Here is a 23,306-nt window from a genome sequence, read left to right on the forward strand (position 1 = left end):
ACTATTCGCCCAGTCTTTCCTGCGGGCTTGGCTGTTGCGGGGTTTGCGGCTTCGCGGATGAATCCGAAACCCCCACCGGATCTCCCCACTTCGTCCCCTCAACCGCAGCATCCGCCTGGTAGTTCCACACCGGGCGCTCGGCCTGCTTAATGACGTCCTTGAAAATATCTTCAAGCTCGTTCTCAGTCAGCGTCTCTTCATCCAGCAGACGCTGAGCCAGATTGTCCAGCACGGAACGGTTGCGCGACAGAATCTGCCACGCCTCGCGGGCCGCATGATCAAGGAGCGCCCGCACCTCCTGATCAATCACCGCAGTGATCGCATCCGAAGTCTCGTGGCTTTGGCCTCCGCCCTGCGTAGCAAACGGCTCCGTGTCAGCAGTGCCAAGCTTCACCAGGCCCAAACGTTCAGACATGCCGTAGTCCGTAACCATTGCGCGAGCCGTAGCCGTGGCCTTCTCAATATCGTTTGACGCGCCCGTAGACGGGTCTCGGAACACCAGCTCTTCTGCAACGCGGCCGCCCAACGCATACACGAGGTCATCCAACAACTGGTTGCGCGTCTTCGAGTAGCGATCTTCCGTGGGCATCACCATCGTGTAACCCAAGGCGCGCCCGCGCGGCAAAATCGTCACTTTCGTCACAGGAGCCGTGTAACGAAGCGCCGCAGCACACAGGGCGTGACCGCCCTCGTGGTAGGCCGTGACAGCCTTATCGTGTTCGTTCATCACGAGCGTGCGCTTTTGCGGGCCCGCGATCACGCGATCAATGGCCTCATCCAAAGCTCGGTTATCAATTAGATCCGCATTTGAACGAGCCGTCAGCAACGCTGCCTCGTTAAGCACATTCGCCAGGTCAGCGCCCGTGAACCCCGGCGTGCGCTTCGCAATCTGATTCAAGTCCACATCCGCAGTCAAAGGCTTACCCTTGGCGTGAACCTTTAGAATTTCAAAGCGGCCTCGCATATCGGGAGCCTCAACCGCGATCTGACGGTCAAAACGGCCCGGACGAAGCAGCGCTGGATCAAGAATATCTGGGCGGTTCGTAGCCGCAATCATGAGGACGTTGGTGCGGTCATCAAAACCGTCCATCTCCACCAGCATCTGGTTTAGCGTCTGCTCCCGCTCATCGTTGCCACCACCAATGCCGGAGCCACGGTGGCGGCCCACCGCGTCGATCTCATCGACAAAAATGATTGCCGGAGCGGCCTTCTTCGCCTTATCAAACAGGTCACGAACGCGCGACGCGCCCACGCCCACGTAGAGTTCCATGAACTCAGAGCCAGACATTGAGAAGAACGGCACATTAGCTTCGCCCGCAACCGCCTTTGCCAGCAACGTCTTACCGGTACCCGGAGGGCCATACAGCAACACGCCGCGCGGCACCTTTGCCCCCACCGCCGTGAACTTCTCGGGATGAGCCAGGAACTCGCGGATCTCCTGCAGCTCCTCCACCGCTTCGTCCTCGCCCGCAACATCTGCGAACGTGACCTCCGGATTCTCGCGGTTAAACTCCTTTGCCCGTGACTGGGCAAAACCGCCCATCATCCGGCCACCCGCCGCACGCGTAGTCAGCCAATAGAAACCCGCCAACAACAGCAGGATCGGAATCATCAGCTGCAAAAGCGAACCAAATAGGCTTGGCTGCGGGTTCAAAACGTTATAGCCGGCCTTCGCATCTACTTTCTCCACCAGGCGGAGCACGCTCGGGCCCTGATCTTTTGAATACACGAAAGTGACCTGCTTACCGTGGTTCACTTCCCTGTCATCCTTTGAAGTCGGCTTATGCACGAAATCCTCAGTCAGCTTGAGCTCCACGCGCTGCGCCGGGTCATTCACCACCACGCGCTCAACCTTGTCAGAGCGTAGCAACTCCACGCCCTCATACGTCTCAATCTGCGCTGGCTGGAACAGTCTCCACACCATCCAACCAACCAGGAAGAAGATCAGCAGAGGCACCGCAATGGCAGCCCAATTCGGCGAATCTTTCTTCTTCGACTTCGAATCCTTCTTGTGCACCGGTCGCTTCACGTAAGGACCCTTTCAAATAGCTTCGCGAAATTCTCTTAATTGTAAACGTGGGGAGCAAGAGTCCCAATGAACGGCAGGTTGCGGTACTTCTCCGCATAATCCAGGCCGTAACCAATCACAAACTCATTTGGAATATCGAAGCCCACGTACTTCACATCAACTTCGACCTTAGCCGCCTCCGGTTTACGCAGCATCGTGGCGATCTCCACCGACGCCGGGCCGCGCGAGGACAGGTTCGACTTCAACCAGGCAAGCGTGAGGCCCGAATCAATAATGTCTTCAACAATCAACACGTGCTTATCCGTCAGATCCGAATCAAGATCCTTTAAAATCCGCACAACACCCGAAGACTTCGTGCCCGAACCGTATGAAGACACAGCCATCCAATCCATTTCCAGCGGCGTAGAAATAGCGCGCGAAAGATCAGCCATCACCATAATCGCGCCACGCAAAACACCTACCAGAAGAATTTCCTTACCCTCGTAATCGCGATCAATCTCCGCCGCCATTTCTACCAGACGCGCATCGATCTGCTCCTTCGTGAACAAAATCTTTTCGAGGTCAGAACCCATGTCGGATGCCTGCATTTTCATCTCCCGTGAAAAGTTAGTGATTGGTACTTCCAGTCTTGCACAAATCAGCTGGTTTTCATTATTTTTATCAGCCGGCGAACACGGCCTTCTCGCTTGCAATCCGCGCCCCCGTGTGCTTGCGGTTCACGACTGGGGGCACTGCCCGGACGTGACTCCTGAACGCCCTCGGAACCCGGTTGGTTACGTCCCGATTCACGTTCGCGCCAAGCCTTGACACCGCCGGGCAAGTCAATCGGATCGCCCCCCTCGAAACCTACAACCAACTTGTCGAGAGCACTAATGTGCGCTTGCGTGAGCGGCACCGCACCCGCGCGTTCCGCCGCATCCTTCAACACCCGCGAGCGCACCGCCAGTGGTAAGCCCGCCAGATCTTCAACCACCAGATCTTCACCCGGGAGCCAGCATCGGCTGGCCCACTCTTCCAGCGCGCTCGCATCCGCATCCAGAAGCTGCGCAGACCGCGCCAGTAGCGGCACGACATCGCGTCCGAGTGCTTCCCCCAGCGCGGGGATCACGCGATGACGTACCGCTACCCGAGGCAGAGGCCCCCCATCCGCGCGCGCCCAACCACCCTGCAGACGGTTTGACGGATCCTGCACCGGCTCCAAACCGAGCTCAGCGCACATCCCCTCCGTGTCCCACCGCCGCACTCCGAGCAGCGGGCGAACCCACGTGCGCGAGGACGGCGCGTCCTCGCGCACTACCTCCCGCATTCCCGACAGCGACCGCGCGCCCGAACCCCTGCCCAACCCGAGCAGCACGGACTCCGCCTGATCGTCCATCGTGTGACCCAAAAACACCACCGCGCCCGCGCCCGAGTTTTCCCGTAACGCCAAGTAGCGCGCCTCGCGCGCCGCAGCTTCCACGCCCCCCTCGCTACGAACGTTTACGGTCACCACACGGGCCGCGATCCTCCAGCGTGCCAACACCTGGCGGGTTTGCTCCGCCTCCGCCGTAGACTCCGCACGCAACCCGTGATCCACAATCACCGCCCGCACGGCAGCTCCCAGTCGGCCTCCTAAATCGGCCACCGCAAACGTCAGGGCCAAAGAATCCGGGCCCCCCGAACAGGCCACCACCCACTCGCCCGCCTCTAAACCGTTGTCCTTCACCACGCTACGAAGCGCCAGCGTCACCGCCCTCGTATGCTGCGGCGGAGTGGAACTAATCAGTTGCGAAACCATCAGCTACAACTTCGCGAGTGCAAGAGCAAAGTCGTCAATCGCTGGACGCGTGAACACCGCTCCTTCTTCCATTCCACTGGACTGCACGTGAAACGCCAACACGCGGCCCCGCTCCGTCACCACATAACCAGCCAGCGACGAAACCTCATCGAGCGTCCCCGTCTTGGCATACACACGCGTGCCCGCGAGGTCACCCTCAAAATGCTTATTCAACGTGCCCGAAAAATGCCCCACCGGCAAATCACGCACAATGTTAAAAGCGGCTGGCACACCCGCATCCTGCAGGTACAGCAGGGACTCCACGAGCGTTCGCGGACTCACCTTGTTCGCCACGTTCAACCCGGAACAATCCACCGCGCTCAGCCCGTCGGAGTACACGCCGGTATTTTTCACCTGCTCCACAAGATTTCGCGCGGCATCCTCCAGTGTTGATCCCGCGCCCTGCGCCACACTGCTCAACCGGCACAACTGTTCGGCAAGCGTATTATCCGAATCCATCAGCATCATGCGTGTCATCTGCGAGATTGGAACGGAGTGCACCTGTGCAAGTAGCTCACCCTGCCCGTCATACGGCTCGCTCGACGCCTCCAGCTCCACCTGCACGCCTGCACTATCCAACGCCTCCTGAAGCGTTTGCGCCACCTGCGTTGCCGGATCATCGTAATAGGGCTGGTACTCGCCCCCCGGCATCTGTCCGCGATCAATCGCGAAAGGAGCAACATGCCCCACCCAATCCTCCAAGCCATCCGTCAAAGCCTGCTCGCGTGTTGGCCCCTCAAAAATGTGCTCGTGAAACACCAGTTTTCCCGAGAAACGCTCGTTGCCCTCCAACGCCTTAGCTGTGGCGGTAGCCAAATCAGCCACACCGGCCCTACCATTCGCCTTCGGACCACCAACGCCCGCAACTAGAAGTAGATCGCCCTCACCCACTAGGTGAAGCGCTCCGGCCTTGTCAATGAAAACACGGGTGGCAAGAGTGGCGGCCGGATCCAAACTTTGCGCCGCGTTAATCGCCGTCAAAATTTTAATGGTCGAGGCCGGGGGCATCGGTGTCTGCCCATTTTCATCGAGCAAAACCTCGCCGGTTAAAAGGTCCGCAACATACACGCCCGGTGTGAATTTTTGTTCCTTACCAGCCCGCTCCAACGCCTCCCATGCGGGTACAAGTTCACGAGGATCAACAGGTGGCGCATCCGCGGCCATCTGTGCACTAATAGCATCACCGAGCTGCACAGATTCCCCCAAAGGAGGCTCTTTACCAATAATCGGCTTTGTCTTAGTCAAGAAACCGGGCACAACATCGTTAAGATCGGCATAAACATATCCGGCTATGCACGCAATAGCTATGAAAACGCTTAGAATTACGGTAACAGTTCTTTTTAACACGTGCCCTCCAGTCACTTGACATCCTAAGTGTAAAGCGTTTTTGATTGCCTTCTGTCAGGTAGTCTGGAGATCACACTTAGCGAAGGGAAGAAACAGTGGAATTCGACGTCACTATTGAGATTCCAAAAGGCAACCGTAATAAATACGAAGTCGACCACGAAACAGGGCGCATCCGCCTTGACCGCATGCTGTTCACCTCAACGCGATACCCCGATGACTACGGTTTCATTGACGACACGCTCGGCGAGGACGGCGACCCGCTCGACGCACTAGTCATTCTTGAAGAACCCACTTTCCCCGGTTGCGTGATTCGTTGCCGCGCACTCGGCATGTTCCGCATGCGCGACGAGGCCGGTGGTGACGACAAGGTTATCTGCATCCCATCCGGAGACCAGCGCGCCTCTTGGCGCACAGAGATCGACGACATCTCTGAGTTCCATCGCCTTGAAATCCAACACTTCTTTGAGGTTTACAAAGACCTTGAGCCCGGCAAGTCCGTTGAAGGCGCACACTGGGTTGGCCGCGAAGAAGCAGAAGCGGAGATTCGCCGCTCCTACCAGCGCGCCAAGGACGCCGGCTTCTGAACCCGGCCACGCGCAGAGTAGCAGCGAGCAAAAGAAGGCGGTTCGCCCCGTGGGGGCGAACCGCCTTCTTGCAGTCTCTAATTGCTTACAAAGTAAAGCTTATCCTAGTTTCGTAACATTACCTAGTAGATTGAGCAACTCTTTTTACGGACGGCCTCCAAACGGCACAAGATCGCCGTAGCGCAAGGGGTTCAAGCGAACGTAGTCACCGGGAACCGTTGCTTCCACCATCATGCCTCCACCGGCGTAAATCGCTACGTGGTAGATACCGTAGGCCGAGCCACCCGGCCCATAAAACACGAGGTCACCAGGCTGAAGATTGTTGATGGACACGCGCTGGGTAGCCCAATACTGCTGTTGGGAAGTACGTGGCAACGAAACCCCCTGGCTGGCCCAAGCCGTCATTGCAAGTCCCGAACAGTCGTAGCCGCCAGCACCCGTGCCACCCCACAGGTACGGCACCCCGATACGAGCCTTCGCGAACGCAACAACCCCAGACCCACCGGATCGAGCTTGAGCCGCCTCTGCCTGACGGCGCGCCTGCTCGGCAGCTTCCGCCTGGCGCCTTGCCTCTTCAGCAGCTTCCGCTTGGCGCCTTGCCTCCTCGACAGCTCGCGCTTCATCGGCGCGCCTCTGCTCCTCAGATCTGCGCCTGGCCTCGGCCTCTTCACGCGCCCGCTGAGCAGCCGCTTCTTCTAGCGCCCGAGCATTGTTCGCACTGGCCTGATCCCGCGCCGAGTTTTGATTGGCATTCTCTGCCTGACGAGCCGACTCAGCCTGGTTTACCAGGCCCTGGCTACGCTCAACGCGGGCCCGGCTAGCGGCCTCCTGGCGCGCATTTTGAGAACGCTCGATCTCGCTCTGCCGCGCCTGTTCTTCCGCAACCGTAGTGCCGCGACGTTGTGCCAGTTGTGCAACCAAAGTGTCGCGACGCTGCTGCACCTGCGCTAGCGCGGCCTGCCTGCCTTCGGCGTAAGCCTGGATTTCCTGCGAACGCTTCTCAACCTCAGCCTGGGCCTCCTGCACCCGCATCTCAGTAGCTTCCGCCTGGTCTTCCATTGCTTTGGCAACCTGATGCATGGCAGCAACGCGCTGGAGCTTCGCATCGGTAATTTGCGACACCGTGTCAACGATCTTGCCGCGCCGTTCCATGTCGGCTAGCCCGTCCCGCGCCAAGAACGGAGCCAAGCGTTGCGCATTACCCGAACCTGAGCGGTAAGTGGTCTGAGTCAAAGCCGCGAGCGTTTCTCGCTCTCCCTGGTATTTGTCCCACGAAGATGCCACCGCTTCTTTCGCGGCCTTTGCATCAGCCTGTGCCTGCGCTAGCTGTGACTGGGCCACAGCTAGTTCTTCAGCTACCTGCTGTACCCTCACGTTAGCTTCGGCTGACTCTGCAGACACTTTTGCAAGTTCAACCTCAAGCTGCGCAACTGAAAGGCCACTGTAGTCATCGTCAGCAACTGCCAAGCCCGGCATTGCCAATACGAGACTTGCAGATACCGTAAGCGCAACCACCGCGCCTTTACCAAAGTACTTACTCACTGAACACGATCTCCAGTTACGAAACTCATCCACTGATACGGGCCGCTAATTTCTCCTCCTAAAGTTACCGTAACGCCACACCCATTTCCACAAATCGTCGCTACCATTACAAAGCACCTCGGCGTGTCGCCTTGAACCTAAACATTTTTCGCTTCGAAAACAGGTTACGGTTCAACCATTTCTATTTTTTCCACCGGGCGCGGGCATATTTATATCCCTCAGCGTTTAAGCTCGATGTATGGGCGACATTAATCCAAAAGCCGGTTTTGGCAACTTTCCTATCCCCCGCGCAGGCCAGTGGAGCCCCGATGTGCTCGGCCCCGGATTTGAGGCACAAACCCTACAACTACTGCCCGATGATGAGGGCGAAGTGCTCGCCACCCTCGTCCGACACGACGCCAGCCAAGACCCCCACGCCCTCGCAGGCACTCCCGAAGAGCCAACATTTAGAGCACTTTACATTCACGGGTGGAACGACTACTTTCATCAGCGCGAACTCGCCCGCCAAATCGCTCTTGCAGGCGGACAGTTCTTTGGTCTCGACCTGCGAAAATACGGGCGCTCCTGGCGACGAAACCAAACTTTTGGCTGGACCCAGAACCTGGCCGACTACGACGAAGACATCGCCGAAGCCCTCCTCATCATGGGCGAAGACCTTCCCGTGGTGTTGCTGGGGCACTCCACGGGCGGCCTCACCGCAACGCTGTGGGCGGCCCATCACCCCGGACGCCTGGCCGGACTTTGGCTCAACTCGGCGTGGCTAGAGCTCCAAACTTCCTCCCTTGCACGGGTTCCCACAAAACAAGCCGTGCAATTAATCGCGTCGCGCGAACCCCACCGCATCCTCCCCACGGGCGGCAACGACTTCTACGGCATTTCCCTGCGCGGGTGGAATAAAGACGATGGGGAGATGCCGAGCGACCTCCTGCCCTACAAATACGACCCGTCCCTAGCCGGCTGGGGTCTGATTCCCGAGTGGAAAGCAACTGGACGGGACATTCACGCCGGCTGGCTTGCAGCCGTCATCACCGGCCACCAAGAGGTAGCTAACGGGCTGGATATCGACTGCCCCGTGATGAACATTTCCTCCACCCACACGTTTGCGGGCTCTGAGTGGAGCGCCGACGTGCGCTACCAAGACACGGTGCTGGACGCCGACCTGATCGCCGAACGCGGCGCTCGTTTGGGTAGCAACGTCCTGATCCGCCGGTTCGCCGGCGTACACGACCTGGCACTCTCGGTTCCTCCCGTGCGCCGGCAACTGTGGAGCGCCACCCTCCACTGGCTACGCTTTAGCGTATTGAGATCGCAAGCCCTTGCGCCGACAGAATCAGCTGAACAGTTCCGCCTGCGCGTGCCAGAACCAGTGGACGTCCAGCTAGCACCGAGATAGCTCGCGCGGTGTTCGTCCCTCCGGCACCGAGTCTTAACCGCGACGGCGGCGGCCCTGCTTTGGGCTCCCCAAGTTTTGGTACTCTTCGCGAATCTCGCGATTGACTTCTTCTAGCGATTCCGCAAGCGTTGGGCCAAGACGATCCCCCAGATGCCAGTTTTGCCAGCCGTCAAACCGGCTCGACCCGCTCACCATTGCTGCAGCCTCGTTAGGATCCTTAGTTGACCATCCCAGGGATGAAATAACGCCATTTGGTGCCAACGTTGCCGTGTGTACACCATTTTCGCTTTGCCACACGAGGGCGGTGTCTTCTCCTAGAATTCCAGCAATCACCTCGATGGCATCCTCGCCCGGTTGCAACTGGGGAATCTGCGCGGATGGCTGCCCGGCGGGAGCGGCTTGCGCCTCTTTTGGCTCGAGCGAAGGTGCAGGCATGGGGGCGGGAGCCGGCGCTTCTTCTGGCACCACTGGCTCGGGCTCCGGTTCTACCTCCACAGGCTCCGGCTTTGCCTCCGGTTGCGCGGACTCGTGCTCAACCTGTGACGTAGAAGCCTGCGCCGTTTCAACTTCTTCCCACGGATCGTAGGAGCGCGTTGTCGCCGAATGCCTAAGGGGTTTGTTCTCAGGTACTTGCTCAGAAGCAGTTTTCTCAGCTTTGCGTTCAAGCTCGAGCGCATGGGGAGTGGATCCAAGCAGGAGGTTCGGGTTGTGCCCATACATCCTGGGCCCCACTGCCTCAACATCAATAAATCTGCGCCCGTTAGACATCTCCCGCACGGAAATTTCATGAACCTCCACGCCAGAAGAGGCCAACACGTCTAGCGCGGGCCGCACGGAATCACTGATTTCTCCAGCAACGAGGATTAGGCGGGGCCCGGGTGCGGGAGATGTGGGCATGGCATCGCGAAACTCGGTCCACCCGGCGCGAAACCCTTGCATGCCCGATGGGTATTGGGCAGCCAGGTCATTCCACCCGAGCGCGGCCGTGTCAGCCAGACGAGAGAGAGAATCGATCATCGTCTGTGAATCGAGTCGGTCAACCACCTCGATGGACACAACCTGGCCGGATGCGTCCAATGCCGTCAGACGTGGCTGCTCCGCGTCACTGCCCGCTTCCACCTCGCCGACATCTTGCCAAAATATGGGAAACAGCGGACGGCCAACGATCTCAAGTACCTGTTCTCGCACTGAAGCCAGAATGTCTCTAGCTATCTCGCCGGGCACACTGCGGCCGAATTGGGCGGGGATCAGGTGACCGTCATCAAATTCGAAAAGCGCCATATCGTTCCGTCCTAGTCTCAATTGCTCCTATTGTGTCACGAACCCGCCGTAGTTTGACACTTGTTATTAGCGTGCTGACATCATGCGTTGGTGGCGTTTCGATTTTGATTATGTTTGATTAGCGAGGCTAGGTGCATTCCGTCACGATCCGCCAGCTGTTGCGCCTGGGTGCGGCACGAGAAACCATCCGCCAAATAGATGGCATCCGGGTGCTGGGAGAGGGCGGGGAGCAAGGACTGTTGCGCTACTTTTAGCGAGGTTTCGTAGTGGCCTGCCTCCATTCCAAAGTTTCCCGCCAAGCCGCAGCATCCCGAAAGCTTAATGAGCTTGGCGCCGGCGCGATTCAAGAGAGTCTCGTCCGCCTCCCAGCCCATCACCGAATAGTGGTGACAGTGAGGTTGCGCCACGACTTCTTTGCCCGCCAGATTAGGCATCCAGTCCGTTGTGTCCGGGCCGATGGGAGCCGGCGCCGTGAGGAGCTCTGCCAGCGTGTAAACAGCTGAGCTAACGGTTTCTACCTGCGCGGGAATGTTCAGATCCAGAGCGTCATCGCGTAGCACTGCCGTGCAGGATGGTTCTACCCCCACTATGGGGATGCCGGCAAGTGCAAACGGAGTTAGCTGTTTAACGAGCGTAGTGATTTTCTTCCGGGCCGTGTCGAGTTGCCCAGTTGTAATCCAAGTTAGGCCGCAGCACAGGTCTTGGGGAGGCAAGAGCGGGGTGTACCCGGCTGAGACGAGGACATCTATCATGTCCCGCGCGCCGACGTCGTTAATGGACTGAGAGAAAGAATCTGCCCACAGCACCACGTATTTCTTGCCGTTAGCGGAGCGGGGCACGGCGCTGGTTTTGCGTGCACACGTGTGCTTGGGCGCCCAGTTGTTGAACAGGTGGCTTTGCAACTGCGGCATTTGCCTGCGCGAATCTATACCGGCAATTTTGAACGCCAAATTCCGTATCGGCGCTATCTTCATAGCGGTATTGGCTATCGCTGCCATGCCGGGAATGGTGGCGGTAAGCCTGGTCCACACCGGTAGCCGTCCAAGAAGATAATGCGAGGTGGGGCGCACCTTCCCCCGGTAGCGCCGGTAGTTCACCTCGGACCTGTACTTCGCCATGTCAACTCCCGCCGGACAATCTGCCGCGCAGGCTTTGCAAGCCAGACACAGGTCAAGTGCACGCGTCACGCGCGGATCGTCCCACGTTGTGATTAGCTCACCGTTGGCTAATTCTTCGAGTATGCGCGCCCTGCCTCTAGTGGAATCGATTTCATTCTTTGTTGCGTTGTAGGAGGGGCACATGAACTCCCCATTCCCGCTGTTATCGGCGCGACATTTTGACACGCCGGTACAACGGTGCACTGCGGTGGTGAAGTCCGCATGGTCGCGGCGGAATTGGAATCCGGTTGCCGCTGGAATCGGTTTCGCGGCGGGGCGGCGCAAACCGATTTCAAGATTGTCGGGAGCTATCTCTTTTTGCAGTTGCTCAAACGCGTGGTGATCCGGGTGTGACCCGGCCGCCCCCACCAGCGGCTGCGGACGCGTCAAAACTCCCGGATTCATGAGATTTTGCGGGTCAAACAGATGCTTGATTGCTGCAAAGATCTGAAGCATTTGCGGGCTGTACATGTATTTGAGCAGTTCGGATCGGGAGCGTCCGTCCCCGTGTTCGCCCGACACGGACCCACCATATTTGCCCAGCAGTTTCGCACTGTCGATCAAGAACTCTTTTGACCTGCCAACCCCGGCCTGCGAACCAAGCGGCATGTCCAGGCGAACGTGAACGCAACCATCACCAAAATGGCCGTACAAAAGGCCGTTAATTCCGTAGCTATCCATGAGGGCGGTGAAATCTGCCAGGTAGTCACCCAGGTTTTGCGGCGGGACAGCCGCGTCCTCCCAACCGGGCCACGCCTGCTCATTTCCCCCTACAACGTTGCCTTCATCGTCGAGTTCAACGGGCGTGCGCCCACCGAGGCCGGCGCCATCGGCCCGGATGCGCCACAGCCGGGCAGCGTCCTTACCGGGCGAATAGATTACCACAGCGTTCGAGTTTGCGCTCGCTGCCATGGCCTGCGCGCGCCTCATCGCATCATCGAGGTCAGCGCCACCGACCTCGCACAGGAGCCAGCCCTCGCCCGCCGGAAGCTCCGGGACAGCGCCAGGACCTTTGTGCACGCGAACTACATCGACAAGGCGCTTATCCAAGCCTTCAACCGCGAGCGGATCATGCGCGAGGATTGCGGGCACGTCCCTGCCCGCCTCGATCATGTTCGGATACCCAATGGCCACGAGGACGGGAGCGCACGGAATATCTACGAGCTTAACTTCGATTTCCAGCGCGCACGCGAGCGTCCCCTCGGTTCCAACCAGCATCCCTGCCAAGTTGGCACCGCTTTCGGGTAGCAGGTACTCCAGAGAATAGCCGGACACTTGCCGGCCAAACCGCCCCATCTCGGTGCGGATAGGAGCCAGGTTCGCGTCAACCAGTTCCTGCAGGCCAGGAACGTCCGCAAGACTCCCTTGACTGGCAGTGAAGTGGCGGCCGCACCCGTCCACAACTTCCAAAGACACAATATTTTCGGAGGTTTTACCCCACGCTGTAGCGTGCGGACCGCACGCATTATTACCTACCATGCCGCCGATTGTGCATCGGTTTTGCGTGGACGGGTCAGGCCCAAAACGCAACCCGTATTTTCCGGCCTCCTGCTGGAGCGTTGCCTCAATACAGCCCGGCTCCACTATCGCGGTTTTCTTTTGCGGATCCACCGAAAGTACGCGGTTCATGTGGCGCATAAAGTCGATAACCAGGCCCGGGCCGATTGCATTTCCCGCGCATGACGTTCCCGATCCGCGAGGCGTGAGTGGAATGCCGAGTTCGCGCGCAACATTGATGGCGAGGATGGCCTCAGCCTTATCTACCGGAGCAAAAACGACGTTAGGCACAACCCGGTAATTGCCGGCGTCCGTGGAATACAGCGCCCGCGCTGTGGTGGTGAAGTCAAGTTCGCCGCGAACCCGCTCAGACAGGCGGGAGGCGAACTGGCGTAAAACCTCAGTATCCGGCTGGTTAGGATCCGGATTATTTGGGTCAAGCGTTTCAAACGATGCAGTTGGAGCGGTAGGCATGCCCTCAGTGTGTCATGACTTTGCCAACTTTTGAGAAAGTGTCCAGCGATAGAAAACAGACGTATCAACCTGAAATCCGGCATTATCCTCGCCGTTCCCACCTCTAAGATCTTTTGCATCCTGCATTCTTGCGCCCCTCACGTCGCAATAATGACAGGCCCAACAAAACACCTCAAGGCGTACCGGTAGCGAAAGTAGGCCCGGCACCCCAAGCCACATTTTGCGACTACGAGCAATATAACGGTTTGGTAACTACGCCCTCACCTCTGGTCTACGCGTGTAGATCGTGTTAGCTTTGTCACTGCAGAAGCATTTTGACGCAGTTCAAAGGAGACCCGCGTGAAAGATAAAGCAATCGACGCCGTATATATGTGCGCCGGAGATACCGGATTCATCCTGGACAATTCCTTCGGCGCAATCCCCCAGGTTTGCTACTGGGGCCCTACCTTAGGCGTTCTAACTGCATCTGATGTGAAGGCGGCGATTATCAGCAGCCGAGAATCCCTGGACGGAAACGCACCCGACGATCACGTTGCTTCAAGCCTCATTCCGCTCGAATCCGACGGCTGGCTGGGACGTCCAGCTCTGGCAGGACACCGCGCCGACGGCACTAGTTGGGCGCCACGCTTTAAGGCCGCGCAAGTTGAATTACCTGACAACTGCCGTGTTGAAGACGGGGTCGCATTTGTTGCCAATGAACCGGTCACGTTCTCTACAACTTCAGATGGCTCGCAGCTGGCTTTAAAGATTATCGTGGAACCGTTCGAACAAGGCCCCCTGCGTATTCGGGCGCAGTTAACCAACCTTTCTGATTGTGACTATTACTTGGAAGAGCTGGGCATCGCACTTAACTTGCCGCTAGAAGCCAATGAGATCTTCGATACCACCGGAAGGTGGGGCAAGGAGCGCGTAGGCCAGCGTCGCCCGGTAGTTTTGGGTTGCGACCTGCGCGAAGGACGCCACGGACGCACGGGATTCGACGCTCCCGGATTCACTTTTGTTGGCCCGCAAGGCTTTTCGTTCCGCCAGGGTGAGGTCTGGGGTCTACACACCGCGTGGTCTGGAAATCATCGTACCTGGGTTGAAAAGTCCATCGCCGGCCAGCAGGTTATTGCCGGTTCTGAAGTACTCATGCCCGGTGAGGTTACGCTGAGTAAAGACGAGACGTACTCAACTCCTTGGTTCTACGCCGTGCATGGTTACGGCCTAGATGATGCTGCCCAGCAGGTACATCGCTGGTTCCGTAGCCGCAAGAATCACCCTAAGACCAAGCGCCCCGTAACCCTGAACGTGTGGGAAGCAGTCTACTTTGACCACCATCTTCCCAAGTTGCAGAAGCTAGCTCAAAAGGCTGCAGAGATTGGTGTGGAGCGTTTCGTCCTCGACGACGGTTGGTTCCTTGGCCGCCGTGATGACTATAGGGGACTGGGAGACTGGTACGTCGATAAAGACGTTTGGCCAAACGGACTATCACCATTGGCTGACATGGTGCACGACCTCGGCATGCAATTTGGGCTCTGGTTTGAGCCCGAAATGATTAACGAAGATTCAAACCTTGCCCGCGAGCATCCAGACTGGATCCTGGCCGCACAGGGTAGCACTGACGCGAAAGATCTACCGCTACAGTGGCGCCATCAGCAGGTTCTCAACATCGCAATTCCGGAAGCATTTGAGTATGTTAAAGATCGCGTTGTGTCGCTGGTGCGTGAGTATTCGATCGACTACATTAAGTGGGATCATAATCGCGACCTAATCGAGGCGGGTAACACACAGTTAGGTGGACGCGCCAGCGTGTCCGTGCAAACACACGCGGCCTACCGTTTATTCGACGCAATTAAGGCAGAATGCCCCGGCCTCGAAATTGAAAGCTGTTCTTCAGGAGGCGGCCGCGTCGATCTGGAGGTCTTGCAGCACACCGACCGATTCTGGGTGTCGGACTGTATTGATCCGGTTGAGCGTCAAGAGATGACCCGCTGGTACAACCAGGTGTCACCACCGGAGCTCATGGGCACGCACGTGGCATCAACCGAATCGCACACCACCGGGCGCCACTCCACTATGGCCATGCGCGGCGGAACCGCACTTTGGGGCCATTTCGGAATCGAGTGGGACATTCTTGAAGCCACCGACAGCGAGATGTCTGACCTGAAGGACTGGATCGCGTTCTACAAGTTGAACCGAGACTTCCTCCACTCTGCGGATATTGTTCGCTGCGAAACTCCCGATGAAACGATTTGGCTGCACGGAGTAGTTGCGAACGATCAGTCTCGCGCCCTATTCCAAATGGTTACGCGCGGACGATCCGCTATTTCGCCGCGCGGCAGGCTGCGCTTTAGCGGATTGGATGATTCGCGCACCTACCGCATTCGCCCGGTAATCGTTGGCAGTGAACCATCGGGGCTAGTACCGCCCCTGTGGTTTGGCAAGCTTAGCCAGCCCGCTGAAGGCAGCGCCTGGCATTACTTTGACGGAATCACTACCACCGGTTCCGTTCTACAAAATTCCGGTGTGCAGACGCCCCGTCTACACACTGACCAGACGCTACTTTTCGAAATAGTCGAGAAGTAGGAAACCAATAAAGACGAAGGAGTCTTTTCACGATGAGAAAAGGGAAAATTTTCGTTGCAACCGTAGCGGCATCAGCACTGGCTCTTGGCTTAGCTGGCTGTTCGGGAGGCTCGGGCTCTGACGGAGGCGACAGCGCTGCGGGCGGATCCATTGACGTGTTCATGAACATGCCAACCGGCTCACCTCAAGAATCGATGATCAAGGAGCTGAGTGCCAAGTTTGAGAGCGAAACGAACTCCAAGGTAAATCTTACCTTCGCTTCCTCTTCGTTCGAAGATGACATGAAGGTCAAGATGGCTTCAGATTCAGTTCCAGACGTATTCTCAACGCACGGCTGGTCTGTTAACCGCTACAGCCCCTACTTGCGCCCGCTGAACGACCAGCCGTGGGCAAAGCACGTCAGCAAGGGCCTCGACAACGTCATGTATGACGCCGACGGAAACATCTACGCCCTTCCTCTTGAGTACTCAACCACGGGTCTCTTGGTCAACTACGAAATCCTGGACAAGGTAGGTGTTGACCCGGATTCGCTAAAGACCTGGGATGACGTCGACGCTGCAATGCAGAAGATCAAGGACGAGCTCAACATCTCTCCAATCACCGCATCCGGTAAAGAATCAAACGCTGGCGACGTTGGCAACTACATTGCTTCTGGCGCATTCACGCCCGAGCAAAACGAAGCGTTCAAGAATGGCGATTTCAGCACCGACCTGTGGGTTAAGGGAGTAACTTCTCACGTTCAAAAGTGGCAGGAAAAGGGATTCTTCAACCCCGACTACGTGTCCGCAACGCTTGACGACATGTCACGTCAGCTAGCTGACAACACCGCAGCTTTTGCGATCTCTTGGCCGTTCGTTCTTTCCACGGCTTACGAGTACAACCCGGATGCAAACCTCGGCTTCATGCCGATGCCCGGCGTTGACGGCCCCTACATGGTTGGTGGCGAAGGCGTGAGCGCATTCGGCGTTTCCAAGACCAGCCAGAATGAAGAGCTGGCTTTGAAGTACCTTGACTTCCTCGCACAGCCTGAGAATGCAAAGCCATTCCTTGAGTCTATGGGCGCTTACGCTGGCCTAACCAACGTTGAAGTAGACCTGGGCAACTTGCAGCCGAGCTTCGATAAGTACGTTGCCCCCGGCGAGATTCCGACCATGCCGTTCTTTGACCGTCTCTACCTGCCTAACGGCATGTGGAACACCATTATTACCACCACCGACGGCGTGATCAATGGTCAAATGACAGCGGAGGTGGCTGCTCAGCAGATGGCAGACCAGTACCAGACGCTGTACTCACAGCAGAAGTAATCATCTGCTTAGAGGTGGGGTAAAATCGGCAGATTTTACCCCACCTCATTACCACGATTAGGTGAACCATGAGTGACACAAAAGCAGCGGTGCGCAGATTCTTTAAAGGTTCTTCCATAAACCTGATGTATGTTCCCGCTTTAACAATCTTCGCTATCTTCCTCGTATGGCCAGTACTCCAAGGCGCATACCTATCCACCACCAGTTGGGATGGATACTCGCCGACTCTTTCCAGTGCAGGATGGTCTAACTACACGAGGCTGGTAAGCGATCCCAACTTTCTTGTAGCACTGCGCAACACCTTCATTTACGGAGTTGGAAGCACGGTACTGCAGCAAATCATTGGCCTCTTTCTGGCCGTACTACTAGAGCGCTCCGGCAAGATTTCCAACAGTGTGCGAGCCATTATCTACCTGCCGGTACTCATCTCACCAGTGGTAATGGGCACCTTCTACTACCTCGTATTCCGCTACCGCCAAGGCGCTTTGAACGGAATCCTGGAAGCGTTTGGGGTTCAGCCTGTCGCTTACCTGGCAAACTCCAACTTTGCTATCGCCGTAATCGTGTTCATTAACTCGTTCCAGTTCGTTGGCGTCTCGATGATCATTTATCTATCCGGTTTGCAGTCGATCCCAGCAGAGGTTCACGAAGCCGCCCAACTTGACGGCGTTAACGGCTGGCAACAGTTCAAGGACATCACCTGGCCAATGCTCCACCCGGCATTCGCCGCCTCCGTAGTTATTAACCTGATCGGCGGGCTGAAACTCTACGACATCATCAAGGTTCTTACCGATGGAGGTCCGGGCTTTGACACTAACTCCGTTTCAACGTTGATTGGACGCACCTACTTTGGCAGTCAAGCCGCCGGTTACGCAGCCGCGCAAGGCGTGGTGCTGTTCTTCATAATCGTTCTATTCACGGTTATTACAAACCGTTGGCTTGATAGACGCGCTACGAGAGTGGGGCTGTGATGAGTGCAAACAAGAACTCTGTAAAAACTCCCAAGTTCATTCTTTTCCTCCTGGTATTGGTCTGCCTTGTACAGTTAGTACCTTTTTATTTGGGAGTAGTTGCGTCCTTTAAAGGTTCGCGAGACCAAAGCTCGGCGTGGGCGATCCCCTTTGGTGGATCCACGCTTGAGAACTTCACCATTGCTTGGGAGCGCGGACACGTAGGCCAAGCCATTTTGAACTCGGCAATAGTTACCATCCTGGCCACAGCGATCGTGGTCATTGTTGGTGCACTAGCCTCCTACCCGCTTGCGCGCCGTCGGACAAGGTGGAATCAAACAATTCTCATGCTGACGCTTACCGTCATGATGATTCCCCCACTGTCCATCCTTGTTCCCTTGATCCGTCTGTTAAAGAGCTTCGGCATGATGAACACCTACATGGGTCTGGTTTTGCCACTGGCAGCCTTCGCGCTCCCCCAGGCGATCTTCCTTTACACGCAGTCTTTGCGCGGCATAACTGAAAGTTTGGAAGAGGCGGCAAAGATTGATGGTGCGGGAACCCTGCGGACGTTCTTCTCCATCGTGCTACCTTTGCTTAAACCCGTGACAATCACGGTGGTTATCCTCACCGGCACTAACGTTTGGAACGAATTCGCTTTAAGTAGCTACATTATGACTACAAATGAAATGCGCACTCTGGCTCCTACGATCGCATCGTTCTTCGGCGCGGCTGGATCTAACGTGAACGCAGCAATCGCCGGATCGTTCCTTGGTGTAATCCCCGTGCTAGTCGCATACCTGTTCTTGCAAAAGTACTTCATGAAGGGCATGCTTGCAGGCGCAGTGAAGTAATGATTTCAAGGTGGTGGCAACGTGCGGGCTGAAACAAAGCGCCGGGTAACTCGAGACGAGGTGGCCGCTCGAGCCGGCGTCAGCTCCGCCGTTGTCAGCTACGTTGTGAACAACGGCCCCCGGCCTGTAGCTGAGAGCACCCGCCTTAGAGTGCTTGAAGCCATTAAAGAGCTTGGCTACCACCCCAGCGGCACTGCAAGAGCGCTACGGCTTGGAGCTAGGCAGACGTGCGGCGTGGTTATTCCCAACGTAAAGCACCTGTTTAACTCCGCCGTGGTGCACAGGCTGGATCAAGAACTGTCACGCCATAACCTCTCCATGCTGCTTTCCAACACGCATAACGATCCGGAAACTGAAAGAACCGTTATCAGCGAAATGCTCTCATGGGGAGTGGACGGTCTCATCGTTATGGTCTCAGCGCTCGATGACGACGATTGGCGCCACCAAAAACTTCCCGTACCCACCATTCTTTTGGACCGCCAGATTGGCCTGGAACACTTCACCACCCTTGGCCCCGATTTTGCCGAGGGAGGCAGAATAGCTACCCAGCACCTAATCGACCACGGGCACGAACAAATCCTGGCAGTATTAGGCGGCTTGTTCCCCGGCGATAACACCAGGTTAGCTGGTTACCATCGGGCACTATCCGATGCGGGGTTAGAACCCCTCACCCCGATCATGACTTCGTGGTCACTGGAGGGCGGATACGAAGCTGGAAAGCGGTTCCTAAAACTAGATTCGCGCCCATCCGCCGTGTTCTGTTTCTCTGACGCACTAGCTATCGGTTTCCAAAAAGCAGTAACAGAAGCTGGAGTTCGCGTCCCGCAAGACGTTGCCATCATGGGCTTCGATGGCACGGACACCGTTAAGTATGTTCAACCTCGAATCACCACTGTAAGACAGCCCATTAACGAAATGCTTACCACCGCAGTCGAAACCCTCGTTAAAGAACCTTACGAGCCTTTACGAGAACACATGATTTTCCCTGTTGCACTGGTGCCAGGGGAATCTTGCGGCTGCCCGCGGATAGAAGGAATAGACTGATGGCCGCTTATTTTTCGGAAGAAGAAGTTCGCCGGCGCATCGAAGAGCGCGAACTGTACTGCGACGCCTACGAGGGCTTGGAAGGGCTTAAGAGCGAGCGGGATCGGGCTAAACGCCTGGTGGCGCGATTCAATCAAACTACCGTAGATGACGAGGCCCTGCGTAAGGAACTCATTGCGGAACTGTTTGGACAAAGCGCTTCAAACGCTTTTCTCGAGCCGCCTATTTCTGTGGCCTACGGCTATCGCACCACGTTTTCTGGTAACGCTTACGCCAACACGGGTTTGACGCTTGTGGACGACTACGAGATCCACATTGGCAACAACGTGATGTTTGGGCCCAATGTGACTCTAACGTCCACTAACCACCCGATTCACCCGCAGCTACGCAGGGACGGCACGCAGTTTTCTGCACCTATCACCATCGAGGATGACGTGTGGATCGGTGCTCACGCTGTTGTACTTCCCGGAATAACCATCGGCAAAGGCTCTATTGTGGGCGCCGGAGCCGTGGTGACCAAGAATGTGCCGCCCATGTGCGTTGTAGCCGGAGTGCCCGCCAGAATCATCAGGCGAATCACCGACGAAGACCTGGAGTGGGAGTACAGGGAGCCGGGAACTTTGGAGTTCAACGACTAGCTTCAACGCAGACTTGTTCTGCCCCGGCTAACGGATCCGGCCACCTACTAACCAACCGAGAGGGGGCAGCCTGCGCAGTGGACTTTCACCTCATCTGAAGTGCCACCGCCGCAGGCCCCCAATCCGGATGAGCACAGCGACCCTGCGCTTTCCAGACGCCCCGAGCGCCGCAAGTGATCTACCATCACCTGCGCTATCTCAACTCTCATCCCCGCCCGCTGGGCGGCAGACTCCAAAGTTGCCCCCTGCTGGAGCTCATCCATTAACCGGTAAAGAGGTGGCCGGTTTTCCACGATCACAGGAATAGCTTCCCCGCCTGGAACACCAGCACTGCCAGCAGCCAGGCTGCCGCTAACTGGACTACCACTGCGCCAAGCGTCCAGCGCCCACCGATCTGACGTTTTTGCTCCGCCACTGTAGCCAAACACGGAGTGTAAGTCAGCACGAACACTAAGAATCCGAACGCCGCCAAAGACGCGTACTTCTCTCCCGCGCTCTTCGCAAACGATGCCGTCACTAGCTCCGGCAGCGAACCAAGATCGTCGCCACCATCTTCAGCATCACCTGCTGCAGACTCATCCAAGTTGTAGGACGTCACAATCGAAGAAATCAACGTTTCCTTAGCCACAAAGCCCGTCATCAGCGCGCCAGTCATGTGCCACTCACCAAAACCCGTGGGAGCAAACACCGGCTCAAGAGCGCGCGCGGTTGAACCATATAGGGAGTTCTCCATCGGCAACTCCTCATCAGCGAAGGAGTATCCCTTTGCCATCGGGATTGAACCCATCAACCACACCACAAGAGTCATCACCACGATGATCTTGCCAGCGCCCTTCACGAACGCCCACGCCCGGTTCCAAGTGTTTTGCAAAATCACGAAAATACGCGGCATCTGGTAGGCCGGGAGTACCAGCATTAGCGGCGCCCTCGACTCGCCCTTGGTGATGAAAGGCTTCAGCACGAGCGCTCCGAGCACCACCATGAGCAGCGACAAGACATACATCAAGAACACGATATTGCCAGCGTTATCTGGGAAGAAGATTCGCGCAATCATCAAATAAATCGTGAGCCTGGCCGCGCAGGAAGTGTACGGGATAATCAGCGTAGTAACCAAACGCTGCTTCGCATTTGGAAGCGTGCGTGTTGCCGCAAGCGACGGCAAGTTACAACCAAAGCCCATAATCAGAGGTAAGATTACGCGCCCATCCAGGCCGATCATACGCATCACGCGATCGCCCAGGAACGCTGCGCGCGCCATGTAACCAGAATCTTCCAAGATCGCGATCGCCAAGAAAATCACGAACATCAGCGGAACGAACGAGGCAACCACGCCCAAACCAACCGCAAGACCGTTCACGAACAGTGACTCAACCCAAGTACCCGACAAGCCCACGCCAGCGAAAATAAGTTTCAAAAGGTTAGCTAGCGAGAAAGCGCCCTCGTCGGTACTGGAGAACAGCCCATCGAAGAAGTCCTGTAAAGGACCAACCCAGCTCCCCGCCGCCTGGAATAGGAGCCACATGAGGAGGAAGAACACCGGGATGCCGATTAGCGGATGGAGAAGGAGCGAATCGATCTTGTCTGAACGCGACGGCTCACGGGCCGAATCGCGTTTGCGTCCAGCCTGCTCTTCTACCCGCTCAACCCAAGCAAATAGCTTCGCCGCGCGATCAAACTCGGAGGTGTCAGCCAGGCGGGCCGCTTCCGCAGAAGAGTCGGCCGGCCCCATACTCCTGTTTTCAGCTGCGGAACAGCCGCAATCTAGTGCGCTCGAAACTGGAGCGCCCTCACCGATACCCAGGATTTGCGGGGACTTCGACTGGTCAATCTGGTCAAACGCCGCCTGCGCCGCCACCTGGTTGAAGCCCGGAGCCGTTGGGTCAGGCAGTATCGACTTCACTCGCGGGCGAGAAATCAGAGCTGAACGGATCATATCTTCAACCGCGCGCACACCCTGTTTTGTGCGCACGTCCGCTGCTAACACTGGGATGCCGAGCGTGTTCGAAAGCGCTGCCGCGTCAACTACCTCGCCCTCGTGCTCCACCACATCCGCCATGGTAATGACCGCAACCATTGGACGCCCGGTTTGCGCCACTTGGCCCAGCAGATACAAGCTGCGCGTCATCGCGGAGGCATCGAGCATCATGACCACCAGGTCAATCGACTGCCCCGACGCCATGTCCGTAGCGGATCCCGTTGCACCTGCCAAAGTATCGACAACGACCTGCTCGTCCTCAGAATTGGCTACCAGCGAGTACGTGCCGGGAAGGTCAATAACACGCGCACCCAGCGCCGTGGAACGCCCCTGCATGAGCTCCACGGTTGTACCCGGAGCATTAATCACCGCCTGGTGGGCACCCGTAACCGCGTTAAAGAAGGTGGACTTTCCAACGTTTGGGTTACCAACCAGCACCACGGTATCGCGTGGATGACGAACATCCTTCACATCTAAGAGGACAGACCTGGCCTGCGGATTATCACAAGACTGCGGATTTTTGGGCGAACACTTTGGACAACTCACTTAACTAACTCCACGTCAATCAGTTTGGAAGAACGATGGTCAACGGCGACTCGCGCTCCTCCTATATTTAGGACCATGCCTCCAAAGGCGGCGCGGTTCACAACCGCGAAATGCGCTCCTGAACGCAAACCAAGTTCTTGCACCCGCAACTGGTAACACGGTTGGATTTCAACATTTTGCAGCTGGCCAACATCACCGCGCTTACACTCAGAAAGTTTCACACCAAAAAGATTAGATAAGGCATACCTACCCCGCAACGACCTTTGCGTAAATCAAACCTCCGCGAAGGCGCAGAAAATAGTTTTAA

Annotated in this window: 17 protein-coding genes; 8 read left to right on the top strand and 9 right to left on the bottom strand. The window is 57.0% G+C overall.

Annotation, left to right across the window (positions count from 1 at the left end; genetic code table 11):
- Position 1: 1 nt before the first annotated feature.
- The 4 genes from ftsH to HMPREF9238_RS04335 are packed head-to-tail and all read right to left on the bottom strand — an operon-like array spanning position 2 to position 5,192.
- A complete protein-coding gene (ftsH, locus tag HMPREF9238_RS04320) occupies positions 2 to 2,029 on the bottom strand; it encodes an ATP-dependent zinc metalloprotease FtsH (protein WP_016444229.1) in 2,028 nt (675 codons plus the stop codon).
- Positions 2,030 to 2,064: 35 nt separating this feature from the next.
- Positions 2,065 to 2,616 (bottom strand): hypoxanthine phosphoribosyltransferase, encoded by a 552-nt coding sequence (gene hpt, locus HMPREF9238_RS04325; protein WP_016444230.1) that lies wholly within the window; start codon positions 2,614 to 2,616, stop codon positions 2,065 to 2,067.
- 50 nt (positions 2,617 to 2,666) lie between these two features.
- Positions 2,667 to 3,806, bottom strand: a complete 1,140-nt coding sequence (tilS, locus tag HMPREF9238_RS04330; RefSeq protein WP_016444231.1) for a tRNA lysidine(34) synthetase TilS — start codon at positions 3,804 to 3,806, stop codon at positions 2,667 to 2,669.
- A 3-nt stretch (positions 3,807 to 3,809) separates the two neighbouring features.
- The gene (locus HMPREF9238_RS04335; protein WP_016444232.1) at positions 3,810 to 5,192 is read right to left on the bottom strand and encodes a D-alanyl-D-alanine carboxypeptidase/D-alanyl-D-alanine-endopeptidase; all 1,383 of its coding nucleotides are present in this window, start codon (positions 5,190 to 5,192) and stop codon (positions 3,810 to 3,812) included.
- A gap of 95 nt (positions 5,193 to 5,287) precedes the next feature.
- Between HMPREF9238_RS04335 and HMPREF9238_RS04340 the strand changes: the two genes are divergently transcribed.
- The gene (locus HMPREF9238_RS04340) at positions 5,288 to 5,776 is read left to right on the top strand and encodes an inorganic diphosphatase (RefSeq protein ID WP_016444233.1); all 489 of its coding nucleotides are present in this window, start codon (positions 5,288 to 5,290) and stop codon (positions 5,774 to 5,776) included.
- Between the two features lie 144 nt (positions 5,777 to 5,920).
- Here HMPREF9238_RS04340 and HMPREF9238_RS04345 read toward each other — a convergent pair whose 3' ends face one another.
- Positions 5,921 to 7,318: a C40 family peptidase gene (locus HMPREF9238_RS04345; RefSeq protein WP_016444234.1), complete on the bottom strand. Its 1,398-nt coding sequence runs from the start codon at positions 7,316 to 7,318 to the stop codon at positions 5,921 to 5,923.
- A 238-nt stretch (positions 7,319 to 7,556) separates the two neighbouring features.
- On the opposite strand from HMPREF9238_RS04345, the gene HMPREF9238_RS04350 reads away from it, so the two are divergent.
- Positions 7,557 to 8,711, top strand: coding sequence for an alpha/beta hydrolase (locus HMPREF9238_RS04350; protein WP_016444235.1), 1,155 nt, complete (start codon positions 7,557 to 7,559; stop codon positions 8,709 to 8,711).
- 33 nt (positions 8,712 to 8,744) lie between these two features.
- Here the strand turns inward: HMPREF9238_RS04350 and HMPREF9238_RS04355 are convergent, their stop codons facing one another.
- Positions 8,745 to 9,992, bottom strand: coding sequence for a hypothetical protein (locus HMPREF9238_RS04355; protein WP_016444236.1), 1,248 nt, complete (start codon positions 9,990 to 9,992; stop codon positions 8,745 to 8,747).
- An 80-nt stretch (positions 9,993 to 10,072) separates the two neighbouring features.
- A complete protein-coding gene (locus HMPREF9238_RS04360; RefSeq protein ID WP_016444237.1) occupies positions 10,073 to 13,120 on the bottom strand; it encodes an FAD-binding and (Fe-S)-binding domain-containing protein in 3,048 nt (1,015 codons plus the stop codon).
- Between the two features lie 339 nt (positions 13,121 to 13,459).
- Here HMPREF9238_RS04360 and HMPREF9238_RS04365 point away from each other — a divergent pair, with 339 nt between their 5' ends.
- The 6 genes from HMPREF9238_RS04365 to HMPREF9238_RS04390 all read left to right on the top strand — a co-directional run bounded on the left by HMPREF9238_RS04365 (position 13,460) and on the right by HMPREF9238_RS04390 (position 20,478).
- Positions 13,460 to 15,688, top strand: coding sequence for an alpha-galactosidase (locus HMPREF9238_RS04365; RefSeq protein WP_016444239.1), 2,229 nt, complete (start codon positions 13,460 to 13,462; stop codon positions 15,686 to 15,688).
- A 32-nt stretch (positions 15,689 to 15,720) separates the two neighbouring features.
- Positions 15,721 to 16,992, top strand: a complete 1,272-nt coding sequence (locus HMPREF9238_RS04370; protein ID WP_016444240.1) for an ABC transporter substrate-binding protein — start codon at positions 15,721 to 15,723, stop codon at positions 16,990 to 16,992.
- Between the two features lie 68 nt (positions 16,993 to 17,060).
- Positions 17,061 to 17,963 carry a carbohydrate ABC transporter permease gene (locus HMPREF9238_RS04375; protein ID WP_016444241.1) on the top strand — a complete coding sequence of 301 codons (903 nt, stop codon included), beginning with the start codon at positions 17,061 to 17,063 and terminating at the stop codon, positions 17,961 to 17,963.
- Positions 17,963 to 18,796, top strand: a complete 834-nt coding sequence (locus HMPREF9238_RS04380; protein WP_016444242.1) for a carbohydrate ABC transporter permease — start codon at positions 17,963 to 17,965, stop codon at positions 18,794 to 18,796. Before HMPREF9238_RS04375 ends, HMPREF9238_RS04380 begins: the two co-directional genes overlap by 1 nt.
- A gap of 21 nt (positions 18,797 to 18,817) precedes the next feature.
- The gene (locus HMPREF9238_RS04385) at positions 18,818 to 19,840 is read left to right on the top strand and encodes a LacI family DNA-binding transcriptional regulator (RefSeq protein ID WP_016444243.1); all 1,023 of its coding nucleotides are present in this window, start codon (positions 18,818 to 18,820) and stop codon (positions 19,838 to 19,840) included.
- A complete protein-coding gene (locus HMPREF9238_RS04390; protein ID WP_016444244.1) occupies positions 19,840 to 20,478 on the top strand; it encodes a sugar O-acetyltransferase in 639 nt (212 codons plus the stop codon). The genes HMPREF9238_RS04385 and HMPREF9238_RS04390 overlap by 1 nt, the downstream gene beginning before the upstream one ends.
- Before the next feature lie 295 nt (positions 20,479 to 20,773).
- On the opposite strand, the gene feoB is transcribed toward HMPREF9238_RS04390, so the two are convergent.
- Complete coding sequence (gene feoB / locus HMPREF9238_RS04400; RefSeq protein WP_016444245.1) at positions 20,774 to 22,999, bottom strand: ferrous iron transport protein B; 2,226 nt, start codon at positions 22,997 to 22,999, stop codon at positions 20,774 to 20,776.
- Positions 22,996 to 23,220 (bottom strand): FeoA family protein, encoded by a 225-nt coding sequence (locus HMPREF9238_RS04405; protein ID WP_083938916.1) that lies wholly within the window; start codon positions 23,218 to 23,220, stop codon positions 22,996 to 22,998. The genes feoB and HMPREF9238_RS04405 overlap by 4 nt, the downstream gene beginning before the upstream one ends.
- Positions 23,221 to 23,306 lie beyond the last annotated feature (86 nt).

Source organism: Gleimia europaea ACS-120-V-Col10b, assembly GCF_000411155.1.
In the GTDB taxonomy this organism is placed as follows: domain Bacteria; phylum Actinomycetota; class Actinomycetes; order Actinomycetales; family Actinomycetaceae; genus Gleimia; species Gleimia europaea_B.